Below are 24,357 nucleotides of genomic sequence, written 5' to 3'. Positions count from 1 at the left end.
TCACCCCTTATCGCTGATGGTAACAATTACACAAATTCAAGGTTAATTCTTCTAAAATATTTTGAAAAGCAACATTAAGCGCCATTTCGGGCCAGGACTTTAACACCAGTTCCATTGCCGCTACCAACTTAGTCGCGCTTAATGGCAGAATTTGTTGACTCAATTCTGTTTTGTACATGCTAAATGCCACTTCATCATCGCGCTGATAATGCAATAACATGGCATCCCTAACAATCAATACCAATAGCTGCAACAACACTTCTTGTTCGGCCCTAGTTTCAGCATAAGTCATTAACTTAGTTTGCACAAGTACAAATGCCTGTAAATCGTTTTTTAAGATGAGGCGGTACCATTCCCACACGCTCTGAATGACTTGGTTAAAGGCATCGTCCTCCGCTAATTGCTTAGCCAGCTTTAAGTCGCCCGTTAAGTGCGCGAGTAACTGTGCTTTGTCTGGCGGCAGTCCTTGTTCTACCAACTTGGCTGTCAGTTGTTTAACCGTCAACGCCGACAGCTCTACTAACTGACAGCGGGAAATAATGGTGGGTAGAATTTGGTTTAGATGACTAGTCAGTAAGAAGGCTGTCACCTGACCACTAGGTTCTTCCAAGAACTTTAGTAAACTATTGGCAGCCCCAACCGTCATCTTATCAGCATCTTGGATAATAAAGATTTTTTGCTTACCTTCAACCCCACTTTTAGAAAACTCGGTCTTAAGGTAGCGAATCTGTTCAACTTTTATCGACAAGCCCTCGGGAATAATTCGGACCACATCCGGGTGGTTATTTTCCGCAATCCGCCGACACTCTGGGCACTTAAGACAGGGCTTGCCTGCCTCCTTTTGCTGGCAAAAAACCGCTTGGGCCACATACAAAGCCAGCTGCATCTTACCGACTCCGGCTGGCCCGGAAAATAAATAAGCATGCACTAGCTGTTGTTTAGCCACCAGCTTAGTAAAGTGCTCTACTAATTGGGTTTGCGTTTTTCTTACTTCTACTTCCATCTTCCGTCCTTAAAAATGATAAAAACTATCGACTGGTAAGACGAACACAGTCGCGCCCCCAACTTGCACCTCAATTGGATAAGTATGGGTTGCTTCCATTGGCGAATCAAGGTTAATTGGTGGCGCCATGTATTGTTCCCGCTTTTGGGAAGATTCTTTGATAATCGCCAGTACCGTTTCAATCTTATCTTCTTCCACCCCGATTAAAAAGGTGGTATTCCCAGCTCGTAAAAAACCGCCGGTTGTCGAGAGTTTAGTTGCCCGAATGTCCGCTTCAACTAAAGCATTGCTTAACTTACTACTGTCTTTGTCTTGGACAATTGCAATAATTAATTTCATGTTGACCACCCCACTAATTGTTGGTTGCTAAAATTTTACTTTCAAAAACTTGCCAAACATCACTTTGAACCTGGGCTAACTCTTGGTTGGCATCAATCGCTACTAACCGGTGTGGCTCTTTAGCTACTAGTTTAAGGTAGGCTCTTCTGATGGCTTGATAAAATTCCAAGCGCTCCTTGTCCATCCGGTTAACCTCATCTAAGCGGTTATTGGCAATCCGCTTTAACCCCACTTCAGGATCAATATCTAATACAAAGGTCAAATCTGCTTTTAATTCATCGGTCGCAAAGTTGTTAATTGCAAGTACAGGCTCAATTCCCACCTTGCGTCCCACTCCTTGGTAGACCAAAGAACTCTCAACATAGCGATCACATAATACAATTTTACCAGCTTTAAGCGCAGGTAACACGGTTTGAACCAAATGTTGCCTCCTAGCCGCAGCGTATAATAAGACCTCCGTTTTAGGGTCCATCCCTTCGTATTCTTCGTCTAATAAGATATGCCGGATTGCCTCCGAAATTTTATTTCCACCTGGTTCGCGAGTTACAAGGCAGCGGTCTTGGTAGCCTAACTGCTCTAACTGCTCTGTTAGCCCGTTAATAACGCTCGTCTTGCCCGAACCATCCGTTCCTTCAAATGTTACTAAAAAACCAGTCACTTTTTTCCACCACCGTCAAAGTTTTTATTAAAAAACAGCAAGCCGCAAAAAAGTATCTTGCCTAAACTTGCTGCCAAATGGTTAATTATTAAATTCGTTGACCTTAATCATTGTTGCTTGGAGATGCCCCTTAATTCTGCGTAACCGCGCTTCCCTAAAGAGCAACTGGTATTTTGCCTTGGCCAACTTAGTCTCGGCCTCTAACTCATCGTCAGCGTCATAAACTGATTTTTGCGTTAACTTAGCATTATCCCAGTCCACCTTTGCCTGCTCAACATCTGCCAACAACAGGTCATCATAGGTTCTCCGCAACTTTTGCTTATTTCTGCCAAACATCTTAAATCTCCGTCCTACCTTCAATCGCTTTAAACAAGGTCATTTCGTCTGCGTACTCAATATCACTTCCAACGGCTAAACCGTGTGCTAGCCGGGTTGTCTTAAGTCCCGCTGGTTTCAATAGGCGGGAAATATACATCGCCGTTGCTTCTCCTTCTGGGGTCGCATTGGTAGCCAAGATAACTTCTTGAATGGCTTCGTTATCTTGGAGCCGTTTAACTAGGCTAGTAATATTTAAATCCTCCGGCCCTTTACCTTCGATTGGTGATAAGACCCCGTGTAAAACATGATATAAGCCATGATATTCCCGCATCTTTTCTAGTGACATTACATCTTTAGGTTGTTCGACAACAATCAGCTTACTTTGGTCCCGGGTCTTGTCAGCACAAATTACGCAGGGATCATTTTCAGTAATATTGCCACAAATGCTGCAATAATGCAGGTCCCGCTTAGCCGAAATTAAGGCCTTAGCAAAGTCAGTCACATCATCGGCCGGCATATCAATCGTGTAAAAGGCCATGCGCGTTGCTGACTTAGCACCAATTCCGGGCAATTTCATATAACTATCAATCAATTTAGCAATTGGTTCTGGGTATTGCATTCCACGCACTTCTTTCTAATTATTAATTTTAAAGGCCAGGGATATTGCGGGAGTACTTACCCATTGTCTTTTGCGTTTGGGTTTCAATTTGGTCCATGGCATCGTTAACCGCAGCGATAACCAAGTCTTGTAACATTTCAACGTCATCTGGATCAACTGCTTCTTCCTTGATGGCAATGTCGACCATCTTGCGGTCCCCAGTGAACTTAACCACTACTGCTTCATCAGGGGCTTGCCCTGTAAATTCTGTACTATGTAGTTCTTCTTGATCCTTTTGCATCTGCTTTTGTAGCTTTTGCATTTGTTTCACCATATTTTGCATATTTCCCATTCCACGCATCATAATTAAATCATCCTTTCAGAGCTAATCTGCTTTTATTTCAACATTTTCTTTGCCAAAAAGTTTTTGGGCTGTAAGTACAATTGGGGCAACTTCCTCTTTTTTAGGGGCTTTTTCCTCTGTTTGCGGTTGATTTTGCCGGTAAAATTCCTGGCGAATCTCCTGCCAGTTTTCATTTGGCACAAAGTGTAGACTTGGTGCTTGGGGTAAGAGCCGACTAAGCCCATTACCGATTGCATCCTGTAATTCTTGACTACTTTGAGCGCGCTGACACAAATAAGGGTAGGCTCCCTTTAAGATTAAGCCGTCGTCACTGGCCGCTGCCGGTTCAAAGGAACGCAACATTGCCCTTTGAGCTGGGTTGAGCATGTTTAACAAGTCACCCCAAACCTCTCTTAATTGTAACAGATTTTCCTTTTTAGCTTTATTTAAAATTGGCAATAACTGGTTTAAGTTTACCTTAAACTGCCCAGAGCTAGCCTGGCTTGGCCTTGGCCGCTTAGCAGGGGCACTTACCTGCTTAGGGCCAGCCTGGCTTAAGGTTTGTAACTGCTCTTGAAGTTGGGCCACCTGCTTAGCCAGCCGCACTACTTCTTCATGGTCCGCGCTATTTTCTGTTACCACCGGCACCTTAGCTTGACCTTGGCTAACCGATTGCGATAGCTTAATGGTCAAGACCTCGAGGTACACAGTCTCATGCGAGGTGTAGCGCATATTTTCTTGTTGCTCATTTAAAATGTTAATTGCTTGATATAAAACCTGGCTATCAATCTTTTGTGCAAACTCCTTAAAGTCGGCATCAAGCAACCCTAGTTCACTTTCTTCGACTAACTTGGGTGCCTGTTTATAGAGCAATAAATCTCGACAATAGCCAATTAAATCCTCAATTAACCGCTTGGCATCCTTACCTTCGTTAACAATCGTGTGAATAGTTTCTAAGGCCGCCGACGTATCTTGAGCAAAGACTTGCTTTAAATAGGCGGTCAGCTTTTGCCTGGTAACCGTCCCGGTAACTAGTAAGGCGTTATCGAATGTAACTTGACCGTCCTCGCCAAAAGAAATCACCTGATCCAAGATACTCAAAGCATCCCGCATCCCACCTTCAGCCGCCTTGGCAATTACCTTTAGCGCACTATCTTCGTAGCTGACTTCTTTTTGCTTTAAAATGTATTCCATCCGCCCCAAAATATCTTGGGGGGTAATCCGGCGAAAATCAAACCGCTGTGTCCGCGAGATAATGGTTGCCGGAATCTTATGGGGCTCAGTAGTTGCTAAAATGAAGACGACATTTGCCGGTGGTTCTTCTAAGGTCTTCAACAAGGCGTTAAAAGCCCCGGTTGATAACATATGAACTTCGTCGATAATGTAGACTTTATAATCAGCTACCGTGGGCGCATACTTGGCCTTATCCCTAATATCACGGATTTCTTCCACCCCGTTATTAGAGGCAGCATCGATTTCAATTACATCGTTTAAGCGGCCAGCTGTGATTGCTTGACACAGTTCACACTCATTGCATGGCTCCCCATCCGTTTGCTGGTGACAATTTATGGCCTTGGCAAAAATCTTAGCGGCCGAGGTCTTCCCCGTTCCCCTAGGGCCGGTAAACAGGTAAGCATGCGTCGTTTGGTGAGTCATCAAAGCATGCCTTAAGGTTTTGGTGACCATTTCTTGACCAACAAGTTCACTAAATTTTTGTGGGCGCCAAACCCGGTATAATGCTTGGTAACTCATTAACTACTCATAGTCCTTCCATCTAAGATTTTAGCTTATTCATTCAATAAAAAAACCCGATCATAGATCGGGGTTCACATTCTTCATAACTTGAAGCACATAACGAACCAAACTTAGTGCTGCTTCCTTCCAGACCTGACACGGTTCGTAAGGCCATTATTGCTCCAAGGCCTAACGGCAATATTAATAATACACGATATTATCAAAAATTACCAGTCTTTCCCCAAATTTTCTTATTATTTTTCTTTGCGGACTCGCTTAAAAAAAGTTTGTAAGATACCGAGGCACTTATCCTCTAAGATGCCCTTTTCGATATAGGCTTGGTGGTTAAAGCGGCCATCATTCAAAAGGTTCATCAAGGTACCTGCCACTCCCGCCTTAAGGTCGGCTGCCCCATAATAAACCTCGTCAATCCGCGCATTTAAAATAGCCCCGGCACACATCGGACACGGCTCTAAGGTAACAAAGAGCTGGCAGCCTGCTAAGCGCCAACTTGCTAGCTGCCGGTTAGCTTGACTAATGGCTAAAATTTCCGCGTGATCAATTGCCTGCTGGCTAGCCTGGCGTAAGTTATGGCCCCGGCCGATAATTTGTCCTTGGTAAACTAGCACACACCCGATTGGGATCTCCCCTGCATCAAAGGCCAGCTTCGCTTCTTTTAAGGCCTCATTCATAAAATATTCTTTTTGCTCTTGGTCCACGTTAAACTTCCTTAATACTTTGTAAAATAAAGTAACCCTTGTCTTTTTTGAGGACCTGACAGTTACCAAAAACTTCTTCTAACTTCTTTTTAGCTGAGGGGGCGCCTTGCTTTTTTTGAAGCACTGCCGTCAAGGTGCCGCCTACTACTAAGTGGTCCTTAGCCTGGCTCAAGATTCCGTGGACCACTTCTTTACCGGCCCGGATTGGGGGGTTAGTGATAATGGCATCGTAATCTTTAGCCGTTACGGTTTGATATTGATCAGACGACCAAATGTTAACGTTCTTAATTTGGTTAGCCGCTGCGTTTTTAGTAGCTAGACTCAAAGCCAATTCATTAACGTCAACCATATCAACTTGGGCTTGGGGAAACTTCTTGGCTACCGCTAGCCCTAGCGGACCGTAGCCGCACCCAACATCTAGTAGCTTACGTGGCTGAAAAGCCGGTTGGTCTAAAGCTGCTAGTAGCACACAGGAACCAAAATCAACCCGGCGCTTGGAAAAGACCCCGTTATCAGTGGTAAAGTTTAATTCATTTCCTAAGAGGGTAAAATTAAAGTTTTGTTCATTATGTTCCACATCGGGATTTTTGGTATAATAATAATTCGTCATTTACTCCGCTCACTTTCTTAAGTCACTTTCTATGATACGGATAATAAGGCTTAAAAGCAACTATTTCAGCCTAAAAATCCTGCTAATCCCCAAAAAAGCTTAACCACAACATGTCGGTTACTTTCTATGAAATTTTGTCTATATGTTGTGTTTTTACTTGATTAATTACAACAATGTTGTATACTAAAAATTGCAAATTACCACGAAAGGAAGTCTTAAAAATGAGTTTAGAATTATATACTAAAAATAACTGCATCCAATGCAAAATGACTAAAAACTTCCTGATGCAACATGACATTGCATTTGAAGAAAGAAACGTTAACGAAAATCCAGAATACATCGCTTACTTAAAGAACAAGGGCTTTCAATCTGTCCCTGTCCTAGAACAAGACAACAATCCAATTATCAGGGGGTTTAGACCAGATTTATTGAAAAAAATTGTTGCTCAATAAAACTGGAAAGGATCCACACTCATGAAAATAGCTTATTTTAGCGTCACTGGGCAAACCCGGCGCTTCATCAAAAAGTTGGCCCTTCCAGCTGATGAAGTCTACGAAATCGACCCGACTGGCACTTTTAAGGAGTTTGATGAACCCTTTGTGCTCATCACTCCGACCTACGAAGATAACATTACCGAACCGGTGCGTGACTTCTTAGACACCGGTGCAAATGCAACTTATTTAAAGGGGATCGTAGGCACTGGCAATCGCAACTTTGCGCAACTCTTCATCTTTACAGCGCGCGATTTGGCTCGTGACTACCAGGTCCCTATTATTTATGCCTTTGAATTTAACGGCACCCCTAAAGATGTAACTAATTTTAAGAAAGCGGTGAAGAAACTTGAGTCTCAAAACGATTGATCCTAACCAAGTTACTTATTACGACTTAAATAATGAAATTAACTTGCCCCTTAATGGTCAAATCCAATTAGGCAAAGATAAGGAAGCCTTAGCTGCTTTCTTGAAGGAAAATGTCATCCCCAACACGATGAAGTTTAACTCCCTAAAGGAACGTTTTGATTATTTAATTGCTAACGACTACCTCGAAAGTGAATTTTTAGCTAAATACGACTTTGCTTTTATCGAAAAGTTATACGCTAAACTAACGGCAGCCAACTTTACCTTTAAGACCTTCATGGCTGCCTATAAATTTTACGCTCAGTACGCTTTAAAGACTAATGATGGTGCTTACTACTTGGAATCATTTATCGACCGGGTAGCCATTAACGCCCTTTACTTTGCGGATGGCAACGAAGAGTTAGCGTTAAAATTAGCTGACGAATTGGTCAACCAACGCTACCAACCGGCTACCCCTAGTTTCTTAAACGCGGGCCGTAAACGCCGGGGCGAATTGGTCTCTTGTTTCTTAATCCAAATGACCGACGACATGAACTCAATCGGGCGGGGAATTAATTCTGCCCTCCAACTTTCCCGAATCGGGGGCGGAGTTGGGATTACCTTGAGTAACCTCCGGGGCGCAGGGGCTCCTATTAAAGATATCCAAGGGGCTGCTTCCGGGGTCGTACCCGTTATGAAACTATTAGAAGATAGTTTCTCTTACTCTAACCAGTTGGGACAACGCCAAGGGGCCGGAGCTGTTTACCTTAACGTCTTCCACCCAGATATTGAAGCCTTCCTTTCAACTAAGAAGGAAAACGCCGACGAAAAAATCCGGGTTAAGACCTTATCACTAGGCCTAATCGTGCCCGACAAATATTATGAATTAGTTGCTAACAACGAGGATATGTACCTCTTTGACCCTTGGGGAGTGGAACGCGTCTACGGTAAACCATTCTCTTACGTCGACATCACTAAGGAATACGACAAGATGGTGGCTAACCCCGCTATCCCTAAAAAGAAGATTAAGGCCCGGGAACTCGAAACCGAAATCAGTAAGTTACAACAAGAATCAGGCTACCCTTACGTGGTCAACATTGATACTGCCAATGAAGCCAGCCCGATTGCGGGTAAGATTATCATGAGTAACTTGTGCTCGGAAATCTTGCAGGTCCAAAAGCCCTCAATTGTCAACGACCGCCAAGAATTTGATGAACTGGGAACAGATATTAGTTGTAACCTCGGCTCAACCAACATCGTTAACCTGATGGCTGCCCCCGATTTTGGACAGTCAGTTGAAACAATGGTCCGGGCTTTGACCTTTGTTACCGACCATTCAGACATTCAAGTGGTTCCTTCTGTTCAAAAAGGTAACGCCCAGGCCCACACTATTGGTTTAGGGGCGATGGGACTACACGCCTTCTTGGCTAAAAACCAAATCGAATACGGTTCAAAAGAAGCCCTCGATTTCACTAGTGTCTACTTCATGCTCCTCAATTACTGGACATTAGTTGCCTCTAACAAGATTGCCCGCGAACGGCACACCACCTTTGTAGACTTTGCTAAGAGCAAGTACGCCGACGGGACTTACTTTGACAAGTATTTAGCTAACGATTTTGGCCCTAAGACCGCTAAGGTTAAAGCCTTATTTGAGCACGTCTTCATCCCAACTGCAGCTGACTGGGCTCAGTTAAAAGAAGCAGTTATGACTGATGGCTTGTACCACCAAAACCGCTTAGCGGTTGCTCCTAATGGGTCAATTTCTTATATTAATGACACCACCGCTAGCCTTCACCCAATCATTAACCGGATTGAAGAACGGCAGGAACGAAAGATTGGTAAGATTTACTACCCTGCTCCTTACCTGTCTAACGAGACCATTCCTTACTACAAGTCCGCTTACGACACCTCAATGCTTAAGGTCATCGACACTTACGCAGCCGCTCAACAACACGTCGACCAGGGGATGAGCTTAACCCTCTTCATGCGTTCTGAGATTCCAGCAGGACTTTACCCTTGGAAGAAAGCAGGCAATAACAAAATGACAACCCGTGACCTGTCAATTTTACGAAACTACGCCCACAGTAAGGGGATTAAGTCGATTTATTACATCCGGACCTTTACTGACAATAACGGTGAAATTGGGGTTAACGAGTGCGAAAGTTGCACAATTTAAGGAGTGATTTTTTTGGAAAACTATACAGCCATTAACTGGAATAAACTCGAAGATGAAATCGACAAAGCCACCTGGGAAAAATTAACGGAGCAATTTTGGTTAGATACTAGAATTCCGCTCTCTAATGACCTAGCTGATTGGCGGACCCTAACGGAAGCTGATAAGGATGTGGTGGCTAAGGTTTTTGGGGGCTTAACCTTACTTGATACCCTCCAATCCCAAGACGGGATGGCCTCTTTGAAAAAAGACGTCCGGACTCAACACGAAGAAGCGGTCTTAAATAACATTGAATTTATGGAATCAGTTCACGCTAAGAGTTACTCCTCCATCTTTTCAACCCTAAATACCCCGGCTGAAATTGATGAAATCTTTGCTTGGACCAATTCCAACGAACTGCTTCAATATAAGGCCCAAAAGATTAACGACCTTTACCAACACGGTAAGCCGCTTGAAAAAAAGGTAGCGTCCGTCTTCTTAGAAACCTTCTTGTTTTACTCCGGTTTCTACACTCCTTTATACTGGTTAGGCCACAATAAGCTTCCTAACGTTGCTGAAATCATCAAGCTAATTTTACGGGATGAATCAGTTCACGGAACTTATATTGGCTACAAGTTCCAACTAGGCTTTAACGAGCTTAACGAAGAACAACAAGAGGAATTAAAGGCCTGGATTTATGATTTGCTCTATGACCTTTACGAAAACGAAGAAAAATATACCGCTAGCCTCTACGATCAAGTCGGCTGGACCGACGATGTCTTGGTATTCCTACGCTACAATGCCAATAAGGCTTTGATGAACCTGGGCTTAGACCCCCTCTTCCCAGATACAGCCGAAGACGTTAATCCCGTTGTCATGAACGGTATCTCCACTTCGACTTCTAACCACGACTTCTTCTCCCAAGTCGGGAATGGTTACTTGTTAGGTAACGTGGAAGCCATGGAAGATGAAGATTACCTCTTCAGATTCGATGACGATGATGAAGATGAAGACTAATAACTAACAAAAGGTGTTGTTTGCATGAAAACGTGCAAGCAACACCTTTTTTATTGTGGCTATAACCATCCCTTAGCTTGAGCAAGGTTGACGGCCTCTAAGCGCGACTTAGTCCCTGTTTTACTTAGGATAGCAGAAATATAGTTACGAACCGTTCCTTCGGACAAATACAAGCTAGCAGCTAGCTCTTTAGTAGTCGCCGTTGTTTTTAAAGCCCGCAAAACTTCCAGCTCCCTTTTAGTTAACGGATTAGGAACTTCATTTAAGATGCCACTAACTAACTTAGAATCAAACACCGTATTTCCTTCTAGAATCGCATAAATTGCACTGATTAAAGAATCACTGGGGCTATCCTTCAAAAGGTAGCCGTTAACTTTAGCTGCTAGTGCCTCTTGAAAATACCTTTTACGCGCAAAGGTGGTTAAGATAATAATCTTTAAGTCTTGGTTAGTAGCTCGCAATTTTTTAGCAATCTCTAAGCCACTTAAGCTAGGCATTTCAATGTCTAAAATTACAACTTGAGGCTGTAACCTTGTAATTTCTTCTAAGGCCTGCCTACCATCCCGACAACTTCCTACTACATGAAATTCGTCCTCTAAGTTCAATAACATTACTAGGGCAGAATTTAACATTTCTTGATCTTCTGCTAAATAAAGCTTAATCATTTTATCCCTTCTTTGGTAAGCTTAACTCTATTACAGCGCCACCTTGATTTTGAAAACTAACTTCGCCCCCAAAAGAAGCTACCCGTTTTTGAATTCCACTCAATCCATAAGTTTCCTTGGATAAGTCGGTTTTAAACCCCTGGCCATCATCGCTAGCCTTTAAGTAATAGTTAGTCTCATCCTGGCTAAAAATTATGGTTAAGTACCGCGCACCACTGTGCCTAATGCAGTTAGTTGAAACTTCTTTAATAACCTGCGCTAACAATTCTTGAATGTCTTCTGGCCAATTAAGGGCTGTTTTTTCACCGTCTGTTTTCAAACCAATTTTAGCTAATTTTAAATTGATAGACTCCTGGGCTAAGTTTTGCACTAACAAATCCTTCCGCAACCCAGCCACAATCTCCCTAACCAAATCTAAATCCGCCCGCGCAGTTTTAGCAATATCATCTAACTGCTGGCTTGCTAGCGCTGGATCTTTGACCGCTAACTTCTTGGCTAGTTCAGCCTTCAGAGCTAATACGGAAAACGATTGCCCTAAATTATCGTGAAGCTCCTGGGCAATCCGCTCACGTTCAGCTTTTTTGACAATATAAGTTAAGCGCTCATTATCCTGAACAATCTGGATATGCCGGCGCCACCGCTCGCTTGAATAGTAGGCGACTGGTAACGACAAAATAATAAATAAACCGTTAATTAATGCTTCGTAGAGATTCCCCCCTTTAAGGGTTAACATGGCTCCAATATATAATCCCACCGCCAGCAAATAGTAACCACCAACCAAACTTAAGCGACTCTTTTTTTCTAACCGCTCACTACCAATAAAAAAGCCGGTGAAAATAAAGAGGTAGGGGTAACCCAACCATATACTAAAAATTGCATCTAGCCCTAGCTGAAGCCAAATTGCGCTAAGAGTTAGCCACCCGCGACTGAGATAAATTATAAAATAAGTTGCTAACCAAACTATTATCAACAACCAAAAAATAATCTGCACTCCTGGTGGTAACTGGCTACCCACAGACAAGATAGGCATTAAGAAAATCAGCCAGTAGAAATTAATTGGCGTTAATTTTTTTAATATCGTCCTAAACAAGGGTACTTACACTTCCTTTGGTTTAAACTTAATAAGGCTAACTAACAGCCCTAACAAGACTAACAACCAGCCCCCTATCCAAAGGCAATTCTTGCTGCCGAGTGATTGCTCATTAATCAAATTAAAGGTTAGTTGTCTGAGATAGTAAGTTGGCATTACTTTTCCTACCGTCTGCATCCACTTAGGCAACAATTCAATTGGTAACCACAAACCAGAAACAATCGCCAGCGGAAAAATAATCAAGTTGCTAACAGTCGTTCCCAAGCTATAATCGCAACCGCGACTGATAATAAAGCCAATTAATATTAGGGGTAAACTTGCAAGTGGAACTACTAACATTAATCCTAACCAAGCTTTTAAATGCAGTTGAACTTGATTAACCATCACACCAACACTACTTATTCCTAGTATACATAATAAATTGAGAACTTCAAAAGTGACTAGCATGTTAAGATAAAAGGACCACTTGCTTATTGGCGTCAGCCTAAGTAACTTATTATATCCCCCTTGAACGTCTCCAATCATTACACTAGTAGTTGTCATCACCGATCCTAATAAAATCCCATAAACTATCATGCTAGCCAAGTAATTTAGATTCCATTCACTTGATGTATTTTGGTTTAATGCCTTGGTAAAAACTAGGTAAAAAACAATTGGTAATAACACTGCCCCTACTAAAAAACCAGGATTACGCAATACGACTCGCTTAAAGTTAAGCACCAATTGATAGCTAAATTTCTTCATCATAATTCCCCCCAAGATTATCTAATAACTCTGCTAGTCCATTAGGTTTAATGGTCAACTCCGTAACCTGTCTAATCTTTGGTAATAAGTCCGTTAAGAAGGCCGGTAAATCTATCACCTGTAAAAAGTAGTGGTGATTTTGTTCAGAAATACGCACCACTCCGCTCCAATTAGCTATTTCTGCTTGCTTTAAATCACTAGCAAAACTGACTAAACATGCTTTTTGTTTAGCCTGAAGTTCCCCCAAACTGCCGTTAAAAACTAATCTATGCTCGGCTAAAATCAAGAACCTATTAGCGATACGTTCTAACTCCTCGGGATAATGAGAAGTGATTATAAAAGTCTTTCCTTCTTTTCTTAAGCTATCAACTTGCTTCCAAAAATTGGCCCGGCTTAGCGAGTCCATCGCCACGGTTGGTTCGTCCAAAAATAAAATTTGGGGGTTACCGGCAAGTGCTAAGGCAAAGTACAATCTCTTCTTTTGCCCGCCAGATAATTCGGTTAGATAACTATTTTCTTTGGAAGTTAAATCTGCTAACTTTAACAGTTCGTCATATTCTAAGGGATTTGCGTAATAACTTCGCCACAATTGGATAATTTCTTTAACCTTAATCCGCCTGATAGCGGGTACCTCTTGTAACATTACTCCCATTTGTTCTTTAAAATCCTGCTTTTTCCCTAAAAAAGTAACTTGCCCACTATCTGCGGTTAGTAGTCCTAAAATTAGCTTGAGCAAGGTTGACTTGCCCGCCCCGTTTTTACCAACTAACGCTACCACCTCGCCTGCTTGAACCTTGAAACTAACGTCCTTTAAAACGGGCTTGCTTTTAAACGCTTTGCTTAGCTTGTCCACTTCTAAAATTTGCATGTAAATCATTCCTTTGCTGTTCTTAAGTTAAGCTTAACTGGATTTACATTAAATAATTAGAATAAAACGTCACCTTTGGAGATGACATTTGTCATAAAGTAACTAAGCGCCCCTGTATGCCGGTCAGTCATTTAGCGAACAACGCCAAGAAGAACGCACGAAAAAAGAGGCCCTTGCAGCCTAATTGAATAATTAACTCAGAAAATAGCGCTCGTTTTTTAATTGGCTCTTTCTTTAGCAATTTGTTCTGCAATCTTATACTCTTTGAAATAACTCTTGTCTTGTTTAATTTCACCACTTTCATAAAGAGAAATCTTGTGTTCCAACCGCTCAATCGACCGTTGAATATCGGCTTGACGCTGCTTTAGGACCGTAACTTGTTCTTGTAAGAGTTCTTTTCTTGTCTCTAAGGTCGCATCACCCTGTAAGATTAATTCGGTATAATCATGCAAGACCTCCACGGAAACACCTGAGTGTCGCAGGCAAACCAACATTTCTAACCAGTGCTGTAGGCTGTCAGGATAGTAGCGGTTGCCATTTTCTTTACGCGGCACCTTAGGAATTAAGCCGACCCGCTCATAGTACCTCACTGTGTCGGGATTGATATTGTATTTAGCGGCTACTTGGGTAATGGTTAAATCAGCCATCTTACTCACTTTCTTTGTCAAATTCATCCTTAGTATACAGCTTGGAGTTAGGTCCAAGTCAAATAAAAAAATGGTAGTCAATATCGATACTGACTACCATTTTTCTTAGCCTCTTTTTGAGGCCTTAATTGTTGTAACTAACCAAACTAACCCCAGACACAAGCCATAATAAATAACAATCGTCCAAGTTCCACTAAGATTAAAGGAACTTTGGCTAGCGGTTCTAATTAAGCTGAGTTTAATTCCTAGCAAGGTCTCAATATTCCCGTTGCCCTTAATTAGTAAAATACCCCGTAAGCAATCTACGATTACCAGGCAAACAAAGAGAATTGAGCCTTGGTTAAGGATTTGTAACCAGTTCTTTTTCATGAAAAGCCCTCCTAAGGTTGTAAAAATTTAGGGATAAATGGCAGCTGCTTTTTCCCCCCGTTAGCGGTCCGATAATCAGCCCGCTGGTTAACCACCATAATTACTTGCCACATTGTGGATAGTAGTGAGCTCTTCTTACGGTAGGCCGTATATTTAGGGTGCCATCCAGTGGCGTACTTGTTCTTGTAAGCCCGCAACCCTTGGAAACCGTATAACTTATAACCATATTGATAAATTAGGTGAGCAACTCGTTCCTCGATAAAGGAGAACTTAGATTGACCCACGTTTGATAAAGGTGCCATCCCTAAGTCAAAATAAGTGTAGCCCTCTTCTTGACCATACTTAAAGAGACTAATGAAGATTTCGTCCATAATCCCTGAGGGCGCGTCCTTGCTGTGCCGCATCAGGTCAATCGTTAGAATTTCTTTTCCCCCAGTTGGCATCATGCTAGCAAAGGCAACCAGGGTCCCCTCAGCATCTCGGACTAATGCCACCGGTGCTTGGTTTAAATAGTATTCATCAAAGAAACCTAAAGAAAAGCCCTTTTCGACTTGACCATTAAGCCATTCATCTGAGACGCGCTTCATTTCTGCTAATAATTCGTCAGACAAAGGGTTAGGTGCTAGCGAAAAGACATAGCCTTCCCGCTCAAACTTATTCATCAAGGCCCGTTGCGCCCGCTGCTTTTTCCCGACCAAGGTAAATTTGTCCAATTCTACTAACCCATCTTCCCCGGTCTTTAGGAAGTCAAAGCCGTACTCGTGTAAAAGCATGGTGTAGTCCTTATCCACTTCATAAAAGACTAACTCATAGCCATAAAGATCAGCTTGGTGTAAGAAACTTTGCAGGGCTTCTTCTTGGTAAGCCTGATTACCAACCGGTTCACCCATGATGATGAGCTTATCGTTTTTACGCCGGTACATGAAAAAGAGCTGGTCGACTCCGTCTACTTGGTAGAAATAAAAGTTCTTATCCCGCAAGAAGGCCAGGTGACTAGTCTCATTTCCCCCAAAGGTTGCAATCACCTGCTTAACCCGTTCACTTTCAAAGTCACGGTCAGCAAAAGGATCGCGGCCAGTAGTTAGATACTGCATGATAAAGTATAAAATAATCACCGCAATTCCAATCCCGATTAGGCCGGACAGCCATAACTGTTGACCGGGAAAGAAGAGCACGGACGGAATTTTATGCTTATTACTGTACGCAGGCGCGTTAATCACCCCGATAACAACGTACAGTAAGAAACTGCCGATAAAGATAACGCCGTCAAAGGCCAATGACCCTAACGAGTATTGGAACTTTTGCCGGTATAAGGCCTTCTTAGAAAAGAGCGTGATTGCCAACACAATTCCCAAATAGATGGTTAGACTCAAGCTCCAATCTTGGAATAAGGTATTTATAATTCCAACCAATAAGACGGCTAACATCGGCCAGTAGGCCTTTTTTACCTTGGCTTGAATCCCCCGTGCTAGCCCTAAGAGAATAAAGGCGTAACAGATATTGGTTAGTTGGTGCAAGAAGAAAAAGGTGTAGGGATAAAACCTAACCAAGACCTTGTTTGAAACGGTTAGACTTGGTACCGCCGATTCCATCAACATAAAAATCCCTGAAAAATACAGGAAGATTGTTAAAATCCGGTGGGCCAGCGTCGCCAAAAAGGTCTGCGGAATCCCATCAAAGTAGTCATTAATCCGACCACCCATACTGTGAACCAAAAAGGCTAGCCCAACCATTACGGGCACAATGTAATAGAAAATCCGGAAGTATAATAACCAAGTTAAAGCTAACTCCCGGTTAATACCAAAGGTTGCCATCCCAATTAACATGAAGACGTCAAAAGAGCCTAACCCCCCTGGTAACATCGAAACAATCCCTAAAATCGAAGCGATAATATACAGACAAAAAATGGCAGTTAAATCATGGTTAACCCCTAAAATGCGCCCAACTAGTAAGAAAAAGCCAGCCACAAATAACCATTCTAAAGTTGATCCCACAGTGAGGGTCAATTCCTGCCGTAAACTTAAATCGGCAAAAAAACCATTGTTCTTAAACTTGGTTACAATAAACAGCAAGGGAAAATACAGGGCCCCCCCAATTAACCACAAGCCGTAATTAGCCAGGTGTTCGCCTAAATCAAAGCCATAAATTAACAGCAAGGCTAGCCATGACAACAGCGATAAGCCCGCTAATAAAAAGAGGGCAATCTTAGATAAGGCGTAGAAAATTTGTTTTTTACTAGCACCCTTACTATAAAAACTAGCGCGCAAGGTAGCCCCTAATACCCCACCAAAGCCAGCAATGTTTGTAATCGTGTTTGTAATCCAGCCACTTTTAATAATATAGGCGCGGGAATATTTTCCCGGTAAAAATTTAACAATTGAAAAATCATAGATTAGCATCGGGCTGACCGCCAGCAAGCCCCCAAATAATAGGAGGGCTAACTGCCCTAGTGAGCGCCCCATCAGTTGTTGACTGACTAACTGCCAATCCGTTCCCTTCAAAATGCGACTAATTGCATTAATGACAAAGACTAACACCGACAACACAAAAATAATTTTCAAGAGCGTTAAGCGTTTTTCTAGCGCCAGCTTAGCCTTTACGAAAAAGTTTTTCAAAATTTCTCCTCCTTTTTTAAATTTTAACCTTCCCTTACCATTATATAAAAAAATCTTAACCGTAACTGTAAAACTTTTATAAACATCTCATTTATAAAAAAGTGGCCCGTAGATTAGCCATAATCCACGACCCACTTTCTTTTATTCGGCTAATTTAGCCACTAACTTCTCATAGTGCTTACCCTGGGCGTTAAAGTCTATATAACGCTTATTGTCATCAGTTTCGTCTTTATTTAACCGAATCTCTAAATATTCAGCTGGCAATTCATCGGGAATAAAGCTAGCCCATTCAACGACACTGACACCGTCACCATTGAAGTATTCTTCCAAGCCTAAATCTTCGGCCCCACCGTCTTCTAACCGGTAGACATCCATATGATAAAGGGGAAGTCGCCCCTCCTTATACTCCCTGATTAGAGTAAAGGTTGGGCTTTTAATATTACGCTTAATCCCTAGACCTAGCGCCAAGCCCTTAGTAAAAGTCGTTTTGCCAGCCCCTAAATCCCCGGCTAAGAGGATTAAATCCCCTGGCTGGAGTAAGGCAGCTAACTTTTTACCGACGGCCTGGGTTTGGTCAGGATTAGTTGCAACTATTCTCATACTCTCTCATCCTCAATTAAACTGTTGCTTGCGCAGCCGTAAGTAAGGCCACGTCAAAGACTTCTTGGGAGTTGCAACCCCGTGAAAGGTCGGACACAGGGGCATTTAACCCTTGTAAGATAGGACCAACTGCATCAAAGCCCCCAAACCGTTGTGCCATCTTGTAGCCAATGTTACCTGATTGTAGTTCTGGGAAAACAAAGACGTTAGCCTTCCCCGCTACTTCTGAATGAGGAGCCTTTTGCGCAGCGACAACTGGCACGAAGGCTGCGTCAAATTGTAATTCCCCATCAATTTCTTCGTTAGGGGCTAGTTCATGGGCTAACTTCGTAGCTTCTACCACCTTGGTAACTTCATCTGATTTGGCAGAACCCTTAGTTGAAAAGCTTAACATGGCTACCCTTGGTTCAATGTCAAATAAGCGGGCTGTCTTAGCACTTTCAACCGCAATTTCAGCCAATTCTTGGGCATTTGGGTTGATATTGATGGCGCAGTCGGCAAATAGATAGCGTTCCTTACCATCATTGCGGGACATGATAAAGGCCCCGCTAGTCCGGCTAACCCCTGGGTGGGTTTTAATAATTTGGAGGGCGGGACGAACCGTATCTCCAGTTGGATGTTTAGCCCCAGAAACTAAGCCATCCACCTTTTTCATATAAACTAACATAGTTCCAAAGTAGTTAACGTCCCGTAACATTTGGCGCGCTTGTTCAGCCGTGTTCTTGCCCTTACGTCTTTCTACAAAGGCTTGGACCATGGCTTCAAAATCGGCTTCAGGATAGGTGGTTGGATCTAGGATTTCTACATCATCAGTTAGAGTATAACCGTTGGATTCAACCAACTTTTTAACCTCATCCTTATTTCCCAAAACTACCGGGTGAACTAATTTTTCCTTGGCTAAGCGAACAGCAGCCGTGACAATCCGGGTGTCATCTCCTTCTGGAAAAACTAAGCTAATATTTTTTCCGCGAATTTTTTCTTTTAAACTATCGAATAAGTCCATGAAAATCCCTCCAAAAAATAAGACTATTTAGCCGTTACCTCTGCGGGCAACTGCCAATCAATCGGCTTTTCTCCCATTGCCATCAAAGCATCATTGGTTTTTGAGAACGGACGCGAGCCAAAAAAGCCCCGGTTAGCAGAAAGTGGGCTCGGGTGAGCTGACTTGATGATAATATTTTGGCTTTGATCTATCAAGGCTTGCTTAGCTTGCGCCGCTTTCCCCCATAAAATAAAGACCACTGGTTTAGGCCGGGCTGATAAGGCTGCAATCGCTGCATCAGTCAGCTGTTCCCAACCTTGATTGCGGTGGGAAAAGGCCTGACCATCCCTCACGGTCAGAACCGAGTTTAACAACAATACCCCTTGCTTTGCCCATTTTTCTAAGTAACCATGATTTACCGGTGGATAACCTAAATCTGCCTGCAATTCCTTATAAATGTTTTGCAATGATGGTGGTACTTTTACCCCCGGCAAAACCGAAAAGCTCAAGCCGTGAGCTTGGTTAGGACCATGATATGGGTCTTGTCCCAAGATAACCACTTTAACTTTGGAAAAAGGCGTCCACTCGAACGCTTCAAAGATATGATACATATCAGGATGAATAGTATAATGCTGATATTCACTTTTTAAAAAATTGTGCAAATGAGCATAGTAGGCTGACTCAAATTGTGGGCCTAATACCTCTTGCCAATCATTGTGGATAAACGTTTTCATTATGAACACCTCGCCTTTAATTCTAACATAAATTTGCTTAAAAATCAGTGTCCGCTCGCGGCAAAATTGCTTCAGTTAAAAAAAAGCCACGTTCATGTTAAAATATAAGTATATACTTCAAATAAGCGAGGTTAGAGTTATGATTCAAATTATTGCTTCAGATATGGATGGTACTTTGCTAAACGATGAAATGGTGATTTCTGACTTTAATGCGGCTGCAATCAAGGAAGCCCAGGCTAAAGGTGTGCATTTTATCGTTTCTACGGGCCGGGCTTACGCGGAGGTTAAACCCCTCTTAGACAAGGTCGACCTAACCTGTCCGCTAATCACGATTAATGGGGCCCAAACCTTCACGGCAGCGGGCAAGCTTTTAAATACCGTTGCCTTACCAGACCAACTAGCCCGGAAAATTTGCCTCAAGCTCAAGAAAAAGGGCCTGTACTTTGAGCTAGTTACCTCTACGGGCGTCTACTCAGATAATAAGGCTAGTCGCATTGCTAACTTTGCAGAACTTTTAACTAGGGTCAACCCCGACACACCTTATAAACTGGCGGTCACCCTAGCTTCTGCCCGCCTAGAATTGATGAATATCAATTATATTGATGACTACTTTACTTTAATTGACGATCCCCACATGCCAATTTTAAAGATTGTTGCCTTTAGTCAAGAAGGGCGGCCGGTCTTAGATCCAATTCGGGCAGAATTATCAGCTAACCCAGCCTTAAAAGTCACTTCTTCTTCCGATTCCAACATTGAAATCAATCATATCAACGCCCAAAAAGGGGTGGCTCTCCAAGCCTTTGCTGATAGTTTGAACATTCCAATGGATAACGTCATGGCTATCGGCGATAACAATAATGACGTTTCTATGCTGGAAGTAGCCGGAGTTTCATACGCTATGGGCAATGGGAGCACCGAAGTTAAGCAAATTGCTAAGCGCCTAGCCAAGAAAAATACTGACAATGGTGTAGGCCACGCGATTAAAGAAGTCTTAGCAGAAAACTAGGAAAGTGAGGGGCTAGCTGTGCGTAATCTCTATACCAAACGTGAAAACTTAACAGGCACCGGAACAACTACGGTTAAAGATGAACGCGGCTTGGCCTGCTACTTTTTGACGGGACGCTGGGGGATGCATCCTGCTGTCTTATCTGTTTACGCCAGTAATGGCGACTTAAAGGCCGAAATCAAACAACGTTCCCTAGGTTTTTGGCCTAAGTTTGAGCTGTTTTCCGACCGTAAGCTAGTCGGATCTTTAAGGCGTTACTACGGCTTAGGGACCGAGATGCTCTTTGTTAAAAAACTCAATTGGCTCATCTTAGGCAACTCCTTAACCTTTAACTATAAAATCTATCATGGTCGCCGGTGCGTTCTTAGTTTACACGAGGTCGAACTGGCAAGTGGCAACTACCTCGAATTAACGATTGCCGACATAAACGATGAGGCCCTCTGCCTGTGCATTGTCGCCATCTTAGATTTTTGGGCCAAAGGTGGCCTAAAAGGTGGCTCTAAAGAAAATGACCCCCTTCTAAACCTCAGTTATATTCATTAATTTAGTTATAAACTTTAATCAGAAAGAAGCGAATTATTTTGTTAATTAGACCAGCTACTAGCGACGACGCCCCCCAGATACGGGCACTCTTTAGGATTATTCTCAAGCAAATGGAACTCAAAAAGCTGCGCAATCTCAACCAGCAGCGCCTCAATTTAGCTTTAGAATTAAGTTTTAAAACTAAGGAGTGCCGCCTAAGCAAGGGCCAAATCATTGTAGCCGAAGTTGATGGCGAAGTGGCCGGGATGGCCTTTGGTTACCCTAGCCAAGCGGATGGTGACATTGACGAACTACTCTGTCACTACTTCCCTAAAGTCGGGCTTCCCGCCTATGAGAGCCTCTATGACAACGATGATAGTCAACTGACTAAAACCGAGTGGTACCTAAATTCTTTAGCCGTTAAACCTAAGTTTAGGGGGCTAGGAATCGCCACCGCCCTTTTAAAACGTTTGCCTAAAATTGCGGCTCGCTGTGGCAAAACTAAACTCAGCCTCGATGTCGACCTCACCAACCCCAAGGCTAAGAAGCTTTATCGCAAGCTTGGCTTCAAGCAAACCGACACTTTACAAATTGGTAGCCACCGTTACCATCACCTAATGCGGGCTATCTAAGCCATAAAAATAAGAGGCTCCACAAAACTCCGGGTGTGAACATTTTCGCACCTGGAGTTTTTTCATTTCTCATGAAAGTTTTTCTAAAAAACAAATTCTGACAAAATACTTCTGCATCAAAGCTTAGAAAAAAGGACTTTAAGAAAAACGCATATCATTCTTAGAGTCCTTTGAAAATATTGCACCCAAGGTTTTGAATAGAACAAAAAATCTGGCTCATAGCAAAATTAGTGAGCCAAATTTTTTAGTACTACTTTTAATTCTTAATTTTTATCGTATAAAAATAAAAACTGAGATTTATTAATGCTACAATCCCCAAAATGATAGTATATAGATGTAAAAATCCACTAGTCAAAAAAATACCACAAATACTTGCCATAAATGAAATTAGCGCAATGATTACTTGGTAAAGCGTCAATATTCCATAAATCTTTAAGTATCGAGTTGTTGTAACTGTGATAACGTATATTATTAGAGCCATCACAACTGCAAACCACATTGCGGGTTTATTAAAAGTGTTATTACCATCAATGGGATATAGTGCAACAGAAAAAATACAAGCTACTGATAAAATTAATGATATAATTGATGATATAATTGATGAAATTATTTTCATATCTTTCTCCTAAATGTCTGAAATTAACCGATAATACATTCTTGACGTGTAATGACAAATGAGCCAGTAAAATAAAGTATATGACACAAAGCACACTACTACCGTCTCTATAAAAAGTCCCACACTATTAAATCCAACAGATACCATAATTTTATATAATACAGGCATAGCTATTAACAGATTAAACAAAGAAAATAACATGGGCAAAGTAAACGTAAAGTTAATTTGATTACGAACTCCTGCTTTAATCATCTTATGAGTCATACCCAATTTTTCCATAGTAATGTAGTCACTTCGATCACGAACACCCTCTGATAATTGCTTGTAGTAAATAGTAGCTGATGTAAGCATCGCAAATGCAATACTAAAGATAATTCCTATAAAAAATAATCCTCCAAATAACGTGTTAATTAATGACTGAACTAGCCTTCGACTTGTAATATTCGCACCAACCTTTTTAAAATCAGTTTGGTTCAATCTTTTATAAAAACTTTGCTTGTCAAGTGTTGTCCCCCTAACATCATAGCCCTCCATTTTTATAGCGATGGATTTATTTTTCAAAATTTGTTGAGTATCTTGGATATCATCCGTAATAATAAAAATATTTGGTGTAATTGATCTTCCGGGTGAGAACATAAATCTTGGTTGGTTGATTTATTTGCTTTTTGACTGTATAAGTATGTCCATTAACGACTAAAGATTCCTTAGCTAGTTTCTTATTTTGTATATAAACAAGTATTTCATTCTTATTTAATCTGTAATTAGTGTTATTTGATTTATTGTAAGATGAGAGGGTTGCTACAGTAATTTGATAATCACTAGTAACTCCTCCGTTTTTATCAATATCCAATTTATTATTAGCTAATTCACCATATACAGATTGCGAAATTGATAAACTTTCCTTATCACTTAATGAAACTTTAGTCTCATTAGCAATATTTTTTAGCATACTTTCAAATTTACTTCCCACTGCCATAACAGTAATTTCTTTAGGGCTCAACATATTTACCATATTACGTTTTTCAATATAAAGGCTCCCCATTACTGAAATTACTATTAGGGTAATAGTGCTTAGCACACAAATTAGGGACAATGATACTGCACTGTTTTTTAAACGGTGCAACATTCCAGCAATTAAAACATAACGCTTTCTATTATAGTAAATACGAGTATGCTTTTTCATTGTCCCAATCAACAAAATAATTCCTGAAGAAAAAGTTCCAATAATTCCAATAGCAACTAGTAAAGAAGCTAAAATAAAAGTTCTAAAACTAGTTGTAACATTACTTGTTGTTAGTGCCAAACCATATCCGATAATTAGAAATACAAATCCTACAACACCTAAGATAAGGTTTGCTTTTGGTGCTGATTCAGTTCTATCCTTTGATGAAAATATTTGATTTATGGTACTTTTTCTCAATAAATTATACTCAGTTAAATAAGTAAACAAATACACTGTTATTAAAATAAATAATAACCAAATAATAGCTACTGGTTTATACTGATTTTCTAAACCTTTGATGCTAAGAAGTTTTCTAATCATTAAAAATGATAAACTATTATAGCAAAGGCCAAAAATAACACTGAAAAGAAAGTTGATACAGAATAAATAAAACTTCTCTAAACAGATAACCTTATATACTTGCTTCCTACTCATTCCTAACATTAGAAAAACACCCATACTTTTATTACGTTCATCACTAAAAAAACGATTAGCATACCACCCGTATAAACTAATAACTAAAAAAATAATTACTATTCCAAAAGTAAGAATTCCCTTAAGTAATGTAGCTTGTGGTATTTTACTAAGACTAGTATTATTCAATAAATTAACTAATACGTAGAAGAAACCACCAAAAAAAGACATAATTAAAGTGTAAGGGACAGTCAAAACTTTACATTCAGACAAATTATTGATTGAAATTTTTGATGTAAACATC

The 24,357-nt window shown here is 41.4% G+C and carries 28 protein-coding genes and 1 other RNA gene; 7 read left to right on the top strand and 22 right to left on the bottom strand.

The window, feature by feature from the left end; translation table 11 throughout:
* Nucleotides 1-7: 7 nt before the first annotated feature.
* From holB to N4597_RS02770, 10 genes are all read right to left on the bottom strand, one after another.
* Nucleotides 8-1,003 carry a DNA polymerase III subunit delta' gene (gene holB, locus N4597_RS02815; RefSeq protein ID WP_202021785.1) on the bottom strand — a complete coding sequence of 332 codons (996 nt, stop codon included), beginning with the start codon at nt 1,001-1,003 and terminating at the stop codon, nt 8-10.
* Nucleotides 1,004-1,012: 9 nt separating this feature from the next.
* Nucleotides 1,013-1,342: a cyclic-di-AMP receptor gene (locus N4597_RS02810; protein ID WP_050611653.1), complete on the bottom strand. Its 330-nt coding sequence runs from the start codon at nt 1,340-1,342 to the stop codon at nt 1,013-1,015.
* A gap of 13 nt (nt 1,343-1,355) precedes the next feature.
* Nucleotides 1,356-2,000: a dTMP kinase gene (tmk, locus tag N4597_RS02805; protein ID WP_260904520.1), complete on the bottom strand. Its 645-nt coding sequence runs from the start codon at nt 1,998-2,000 to the stop codon at nt 1,356-1,358.
* Nucleotides 2,001-2,081: 81 nt separating this feature from the next.
* On the bottom strand, nt 2,082-2,336 hold the full coding sequence (locus N4597_RS02800) for a YaaL family protein (RefSeq protein ID WP_050611655.1): 255 nt from the start codon (nt 2,334-2,336) through the stop codon (nt 2,082-2,084).
* Between the two features lies 1 nt (nt 2,337).
* Nucleotides 2,338-2,937, bottom strand: coding sequence for a recombination mediator RecR (gene recR, locus N4597_RS02795; protein WP_056977199.1), 600 nt, complete (start codon nt 2,935-2,937; stop codon nt 2,338-2,340).
* Between the two features lie 28 nt (nt 2,938-2,965).
* Nucleotides 2,966-3,283, bottom strand: coding sequence for a YbaB/EbfC family nucleoid-associated protein (locus N4597_RS02790; RefSeq protein WP_089144933.1), 318 nt, complete (start codon nt 3,281-3,283; stop codon nt 2,966-2,968).
* 18 nt (nt 3,284-3,301) lie between these two features.
* Nucleotides 3,302-5,011, bottom strand: coding sequence for a DNA polymerase III subunit gamma/tau (gene dnaX / locus N4597_RS02785; RefSeq protein ID WP_260904518.1), 1,710 nt, complete (start codon nt 5,009-5,011; stop codon nt 3,302-3,304).
* An 84-nt stretch (nt 5,012-5,095) separates the two neighbouring features.
* Nucleotides 5,096-5,182, bottom strand: an RNA gene (gene ffs, locus N4597_RS02780) — signal recognition particle sRNA small type.
* A gap of 65 nt (nt 5,183-5,247) precedes the next feature.
* The gene (gene tadA / locus N4597_RS02775; RefSeq protein ID WP_260904517.1) at nt 5,248-5,712 is read right to left on the bottom strand and encodes a tRNA adenosine(34) deaminase TadA; all 465 of its coding nucleotides are present in this window, start codon (nt 5,710-5,712) and stop codon (nt 5,248-5,250) included.
* Nucleotide 5,713: 1 nt separating this feature from the next.
* A complete protein-coding gene (locus N4597_RS02770; RefSeq protein WP_050611659.1) occupies nt 5,714-6,322 on the bottom strand; it encodes a class I SAM-dependent methyltransferase in 609 nt (202 codons plus the stop codon).
* Nucleotides 6,323-6,543: 221 nt separating this feature from the next.
* On the opposite strand from N4597_RS02770, the gene nrdH reads away from it, so the two are divergent.
* Genes nrdH through nrdF form a run of 4 tightly spaced genes read left to right on the top strand, consistent with a single transcriptional unit; the run spans nt 6,544 to nt 10,327 of the window.
* A complete protein-coding gene (gene nrdH / locus N4597_RS02765; protein ID WP_101812382.1) occupies nt 6,544-6,774 on the top strand; it encodes a glutaredoxin-like protein NrdH in 231 nt (76 codons plus the stop codon).
* A 21-nt stretch (nt 6,775-6,795) separates the two neighbouring features.
* Nucleotides 6,796-7,182, top strand: a complete 387-nt coding sequence (gene nrdI, locus N4597_RS02760) for a class Ib ribonucleoside-diphosphate reductase assembly flavoprotein NrdI (RefSeq protein WP_260904515.1) — start codon at nt 6,796-6,798, stop codon at nt 7,180-7,182.
* Nucleotides 7,163-9,334, top strand: coding sequence for a class 1b ribonucleoside-diphosphate reductase subunit alpha (nrdE, locus tag N4597_RS02755; RefSeq protein ID WP_172584517.1), 2,172 nt, complete (start codon nt 7,163-7,165; stop codon nt 9,332-9,334). Before nrdI ends, nrdE begins: the two co-directional genes overlap by 20 nt.
* A gap of 12 nt (nt 9,335-9,346) precedes the next feature.
* A complete protein-coding gene (nrdF, locus tag N4597_RS02750; RefSeq protein ID WP_260904514.1) occupies nt 9,347-10,327 on the top strand; it encodes a class 1b ribonucleoside-diphosphate reductase subunit beta in 981 nt (326 codons plus the stop codon).
* A 59-nt stretch (nt 10,328-10,386) separates the two neighbouring features.
* Here the strand turns inward: nrdF and N4597_RS02745 are convergent, their stop codons facing one another.
* From N4597_RS02745 to N4597_RS02700, 10 genes are all read right to left on the bottom strand, one after another.
* Complete coding sequence (locus N4597_RS02745) at nt 10,387-10,992, bottom strand: response regulator transcription factor (protein WP_167589172.1); 606 nt, start codon at nt 10,990-10,992, stop codon at nt 10,387-10,389.
* A gap of 1 nt (nt 10,993) precedes the next feature.
* Complete coding sequence (locus N4597_RS02740) at nt 10,994-12,082, bottom strand: sensor histidine kinase (protein WP_260904513.1); 1,089 nt, start codon at nt 12,080-12,082, stop codon at nt 10,994-10,996.
* Between the two features lie 6 nt (nt 12,083-12,088).
* On the bottom strand, nt 12,089-12,826 hold the full coding sequence (locus tag N4597_RS02735; protein WP_172577856.1) for an ABC transporter permease: 738 nt from the start codon (nt 12,824-12,826) through the stop codon (nt 12,089-12,091).
* On the bottom strand, nt 12,813-13,694 hold the full coding sequence (locus N4597_RS02730) for an ABC transporter ATP-binding protein (RefSeq protein ID WP_260904512.1): 882 nt from the start codon (nt 13,692-13,694) through the stop codon (nt 12,813-12,815). Before N4597_RS02730 ends, N4597_RS02735 begins: the two co-directional genes overlap by 14 nt.
* 218 nt (nt 13,695-13,912) lie before the next feature.
* Nucleotides 13,913-14,341 (bottom strand): MerR family transcriptional regulator, encoded by a 429-nt coding sequence (locus N4597_RS02725; RefSeq protein WP_167589180.1) that lies wholly within the window; start codon nt 14,339-14,341, stop codon nt 13,913-13,915.
* A gap of 105 nt (nt 14,342-14,446) precedes the next feature.
* The gene (locus N4597_RS02720; protein WP_172576219.1) at nt 14,447-14,710 is read right to left on the bottom strand and encodes a hypothetical protein; all 264 of its coding nucleotides are present in this window, start codon (nt 14,708-14,710) and stop codon (nt 14,447-14,449) included.
* A gap of 11 nt (nt 14,711-14,721) precedes the next feature.
* Nucleotides 14,722-17,325: a bifunctional lysylphosphatidylglycerol flippase/synthetase MprF gene (gene mprF, locus N4597_RS02715; RefSeq protein ID WP_172577853.1), complete on the bottom strand. Its 2,604-nt coding sequence runs from the start codon at nt 17,323-17,325 to the stop codon at nt 14,722-14,724.
* Between the two features lie 141 nt (nt 17,326-17,466).
* On the bottom strand, nt 17,467-17,925 hold the full coding sequence (gene tsaE, locus N4597_RS02710) for a tRNA (adenosine(37)-N6)-threonylcarbamoyltransferase complex ATPase subunit type 1 TsaE (protein WP_167589187.1): 459 nt from the start codon (nt 17,923-17,925) through the stop codon (nt 17,467-17,469).
* Nucleotides 17,926-17,941: 16 nt separating this feature from the next.
* Nucleotides 17,942-18,928 carry a phosphate acetyltransferase gene (gene pta, locus N4597_RS02705; RefSeq protein ID WP_056977182.1) on the bottom strand — a complete coding sequence of 329 codons (987 nt, stop codon included), beginning with the start codon at nt 18,926-18,928 and terminating at the stop codon, nt 17,942-17,944.
* A 23-nt stretch (nt 18,929-18,951) separates the two neighbouring features.
* Nucleotides 18,952-19,641 carry a uracil-DNA glycosylase gene (locus tag N4597_RS02700; RefSeq protein WP_167589189.1) on the bottom strand — a complete coding sequence of 230 codons (690 nt, stop codon included), beginning with the start codon at nt 19,639-19,641 and terminating at the stop codon, nt 18,952-18,954.
* Nucleotides 19,642-19,780: 139 nt separating this feature from the next.
* Here N4597_RS02700 and N4597_RS02695 point away from each other — a divergent pair, with 139 nt between their 5' ends.
* Genes N4597_RS02695 through N4597_RS02685 form a run of 3 tightly spaced genes read left to right on the top strand, consistent with a single transcriptional unit; the run spans nt 19,781 to nt 21,801 of the window.
* Complete coding sequence (locus N4597_RS02695; RefSeq protein WP_056977179.1) at nt 19,781-20,647, top strand: Cof-type HAD-IIB family hydrolase; 867 nt, start codon at nt 19,781-19,783, stop codon at nt 20,645-20,647.
* Nucleotides 20,648-20,665: 18 nt separating this feature from the next.
* Entirely contained in the window at nt 20,666-21,190 is a 525-nt protein-coding gene (locus tag N4597_RS02690) for an LURP-one-related/scramblase family protein (RefSeq protein WP_094127856.1), read from the top strand.
* 38 nt (nt 21,191-21,228) lie between these two features.
* Nucleotides 21,229-21,801, top strand: a complete 573-nt coding sequence (locus N4597_RS02685) for a GNAT family N-acetyltransferase (RefSeq protein ID WP_260904501.1) — start codon at nt 21,229-21,231, stop codon at nt 21,799-21,801.
* A 625-nt stretch (nt 21,802-22,426) separates the two neighbouring features.
* On the opposite strand, the gene N4597_RS02680 is transcribed toward N4597_RS02685, so the two are convergent.
* Nucleotides 22,427-23,053, bottom strand: coding sequence for a hypothetical protein (locus N4597_RS02680; protein ID WP_260904499.1), 627 nt, complete (start codon nt 23,051-23,053; stop codon nt 22,427-22,429).
* Nucleotides 23,001-24,356, bottom strand: a complete 1,356-nt coding sequence (locus N4597_RS02675; protein ID WP_260904497.1) for an FtsX-like permease family protein — start codon at nt 24,354-24,356, stop codon at nt 23,001-23,003. Before N4597_RS02675 ends, N4597_RS02680 begins: the two co-directional genes overlap by 53 nt.
* Nucleotide 24,357 lies beyond the last annotated feature (1 nt).

Source organism: Ligilactobacillus agilis (assembly GCF_025311475.1).
GTDB lineage: Bacteria > Bacillota > Bacilli > Lactobacillales > Lactobacillaceae > Ligilactobacillus > Ligilactobacillus agilis.
The sequence above is the reverse complement of the archived record's forward strand: the minus strand, read 5'-3'. Positions and strand labels throughout refer to the sequence as shown.

Bases quoted from the DNA above. Each gene is read 5' to 3' on its own strand.
- recR (WP_056977199.1), bottom strand. From the start codon at position 2,937: ATGCAATACCCAGAACCAATTGCTAAATTGATTGATAGTTATATGAAA.
- holB (WP_202021785.1), bottom strand. From the start codon at position 1,003: ATGGAAGTAGAAGTAAGAAAAACGCAAACCCAATTAGTAGAGCACTTT.
- N4597_RS02770 (WP_050611659.1), bottom strand. From the start codon at position 6,322: ATGACGAATTATTATTATACCAAAAATCCCGATGTGGAACATAATGAA.
- tsaE (WP_167589187.1), bottom strand. From the start codon at position 17,925: ATGAGAATAGTTGCAACTAATCCTGACCAAACCCAGGCCGTCGGTAAA.
- N4597_RS02695 (WP_056977179.1), top strand. From the start codon at position 19,781: ATGATTCAAATTATTGCTTCAGATATGGATGGTACTTTGCTAAACGAT.
- N4597_RS02675 (WP_260904497.1), bottom strand. From the start codon at position 24,356: ATGTTTACATCAAAAATTTCAATCAATAATTTGTCTGAATGTAAAGTT.
- dnaX (WP_260904518.1), bottom strand. From the start codon at position 5,011: ATGAGTTACCAAGCATTATACCGGGTTTGGCGCCCACAAAAATTTAGT.
- nrdI (WP_260904515.1), top strand. From the start codon at position 6,796: ATGAAAATAGCTTATTTTAGCGTCACTGGGCAAACCCGGCGCTTCATC.
- N4597_RS02810 (WP_050611653.1), bottom strand. From the start codon at position 1,342: ATGAAATTAATTATTGCAATTGTCCAAGACAAAGACAGTAGTAAGTTA.
- nrdH (WP_101812382.1), top strand. From the start codon at position 6,544: ATGAGTTTAGAATTATATACTAAAAATAACTGCATCCAATGCAAAATG.
- N4597_RS02735 (WP_172577856.1), bottom strand. From the start codon at position 12,826: ATGAAGAAATTTAGCTATCAATTGGTGCTTAACTTTAAGCGAGTCGTA.
- N4597_RS02800 (WP_050611655.1), bottom strand. From the start codon at position 2,336: ATGTTTGGCAGAAATAAGCAAAAGTTGCGGAGAACCTATGATGACCTG.
- N4597_RS02720 (WP_172576219.1), bottom strand. From the start codon at position 14,710: ATGAAAAAGAACTGGTTACAAATCCTTAACCAAGGCTCAATTCTCTTT.
- N4597_RS02730 (WP_260904512.1), bottom strand. From the start codon at position 13,694: ATGCAAATTTTAGAAGTGGACAAGCTAAGCAAAGCGTTTAAAAGCAAG.
- N4597_RS02700 (WP_167589189.1), bottom strand. From the start codon at position 19,641: ATGAAAACGTTTATCCACAATGATTGGCAAGAGGTATTAGGCCCACAA.
- N4597_RS02725 (WP_167589180.1), bottom strand. From the start codon at position 14,341: ATGGCTGATTTAACCATTACCCAAGTAGCCGCTAAATACAATATCAAT.
- pta (WP_056977182.1), bottom strand. From the start codon at position 18,928: ATGGACTTATTCGATAGTTTAAAAGAAAAAATTCGCGGAAAAAATATT.
- N4597_RS02680 (WP_260904499.1), bottom strand. From the start codon at position 23,053: ATGTTCTCACCCGGAAGATCAATTACACCAAATATTTTTATTATTACG.
- N4597_RS02745 (WP_167589172.1), bottom strand. From the start codon at position 10,992: ATGATTAAGCTTTATTTAGCAGAAGATCAAGAAATGTTAAATTCTGCC.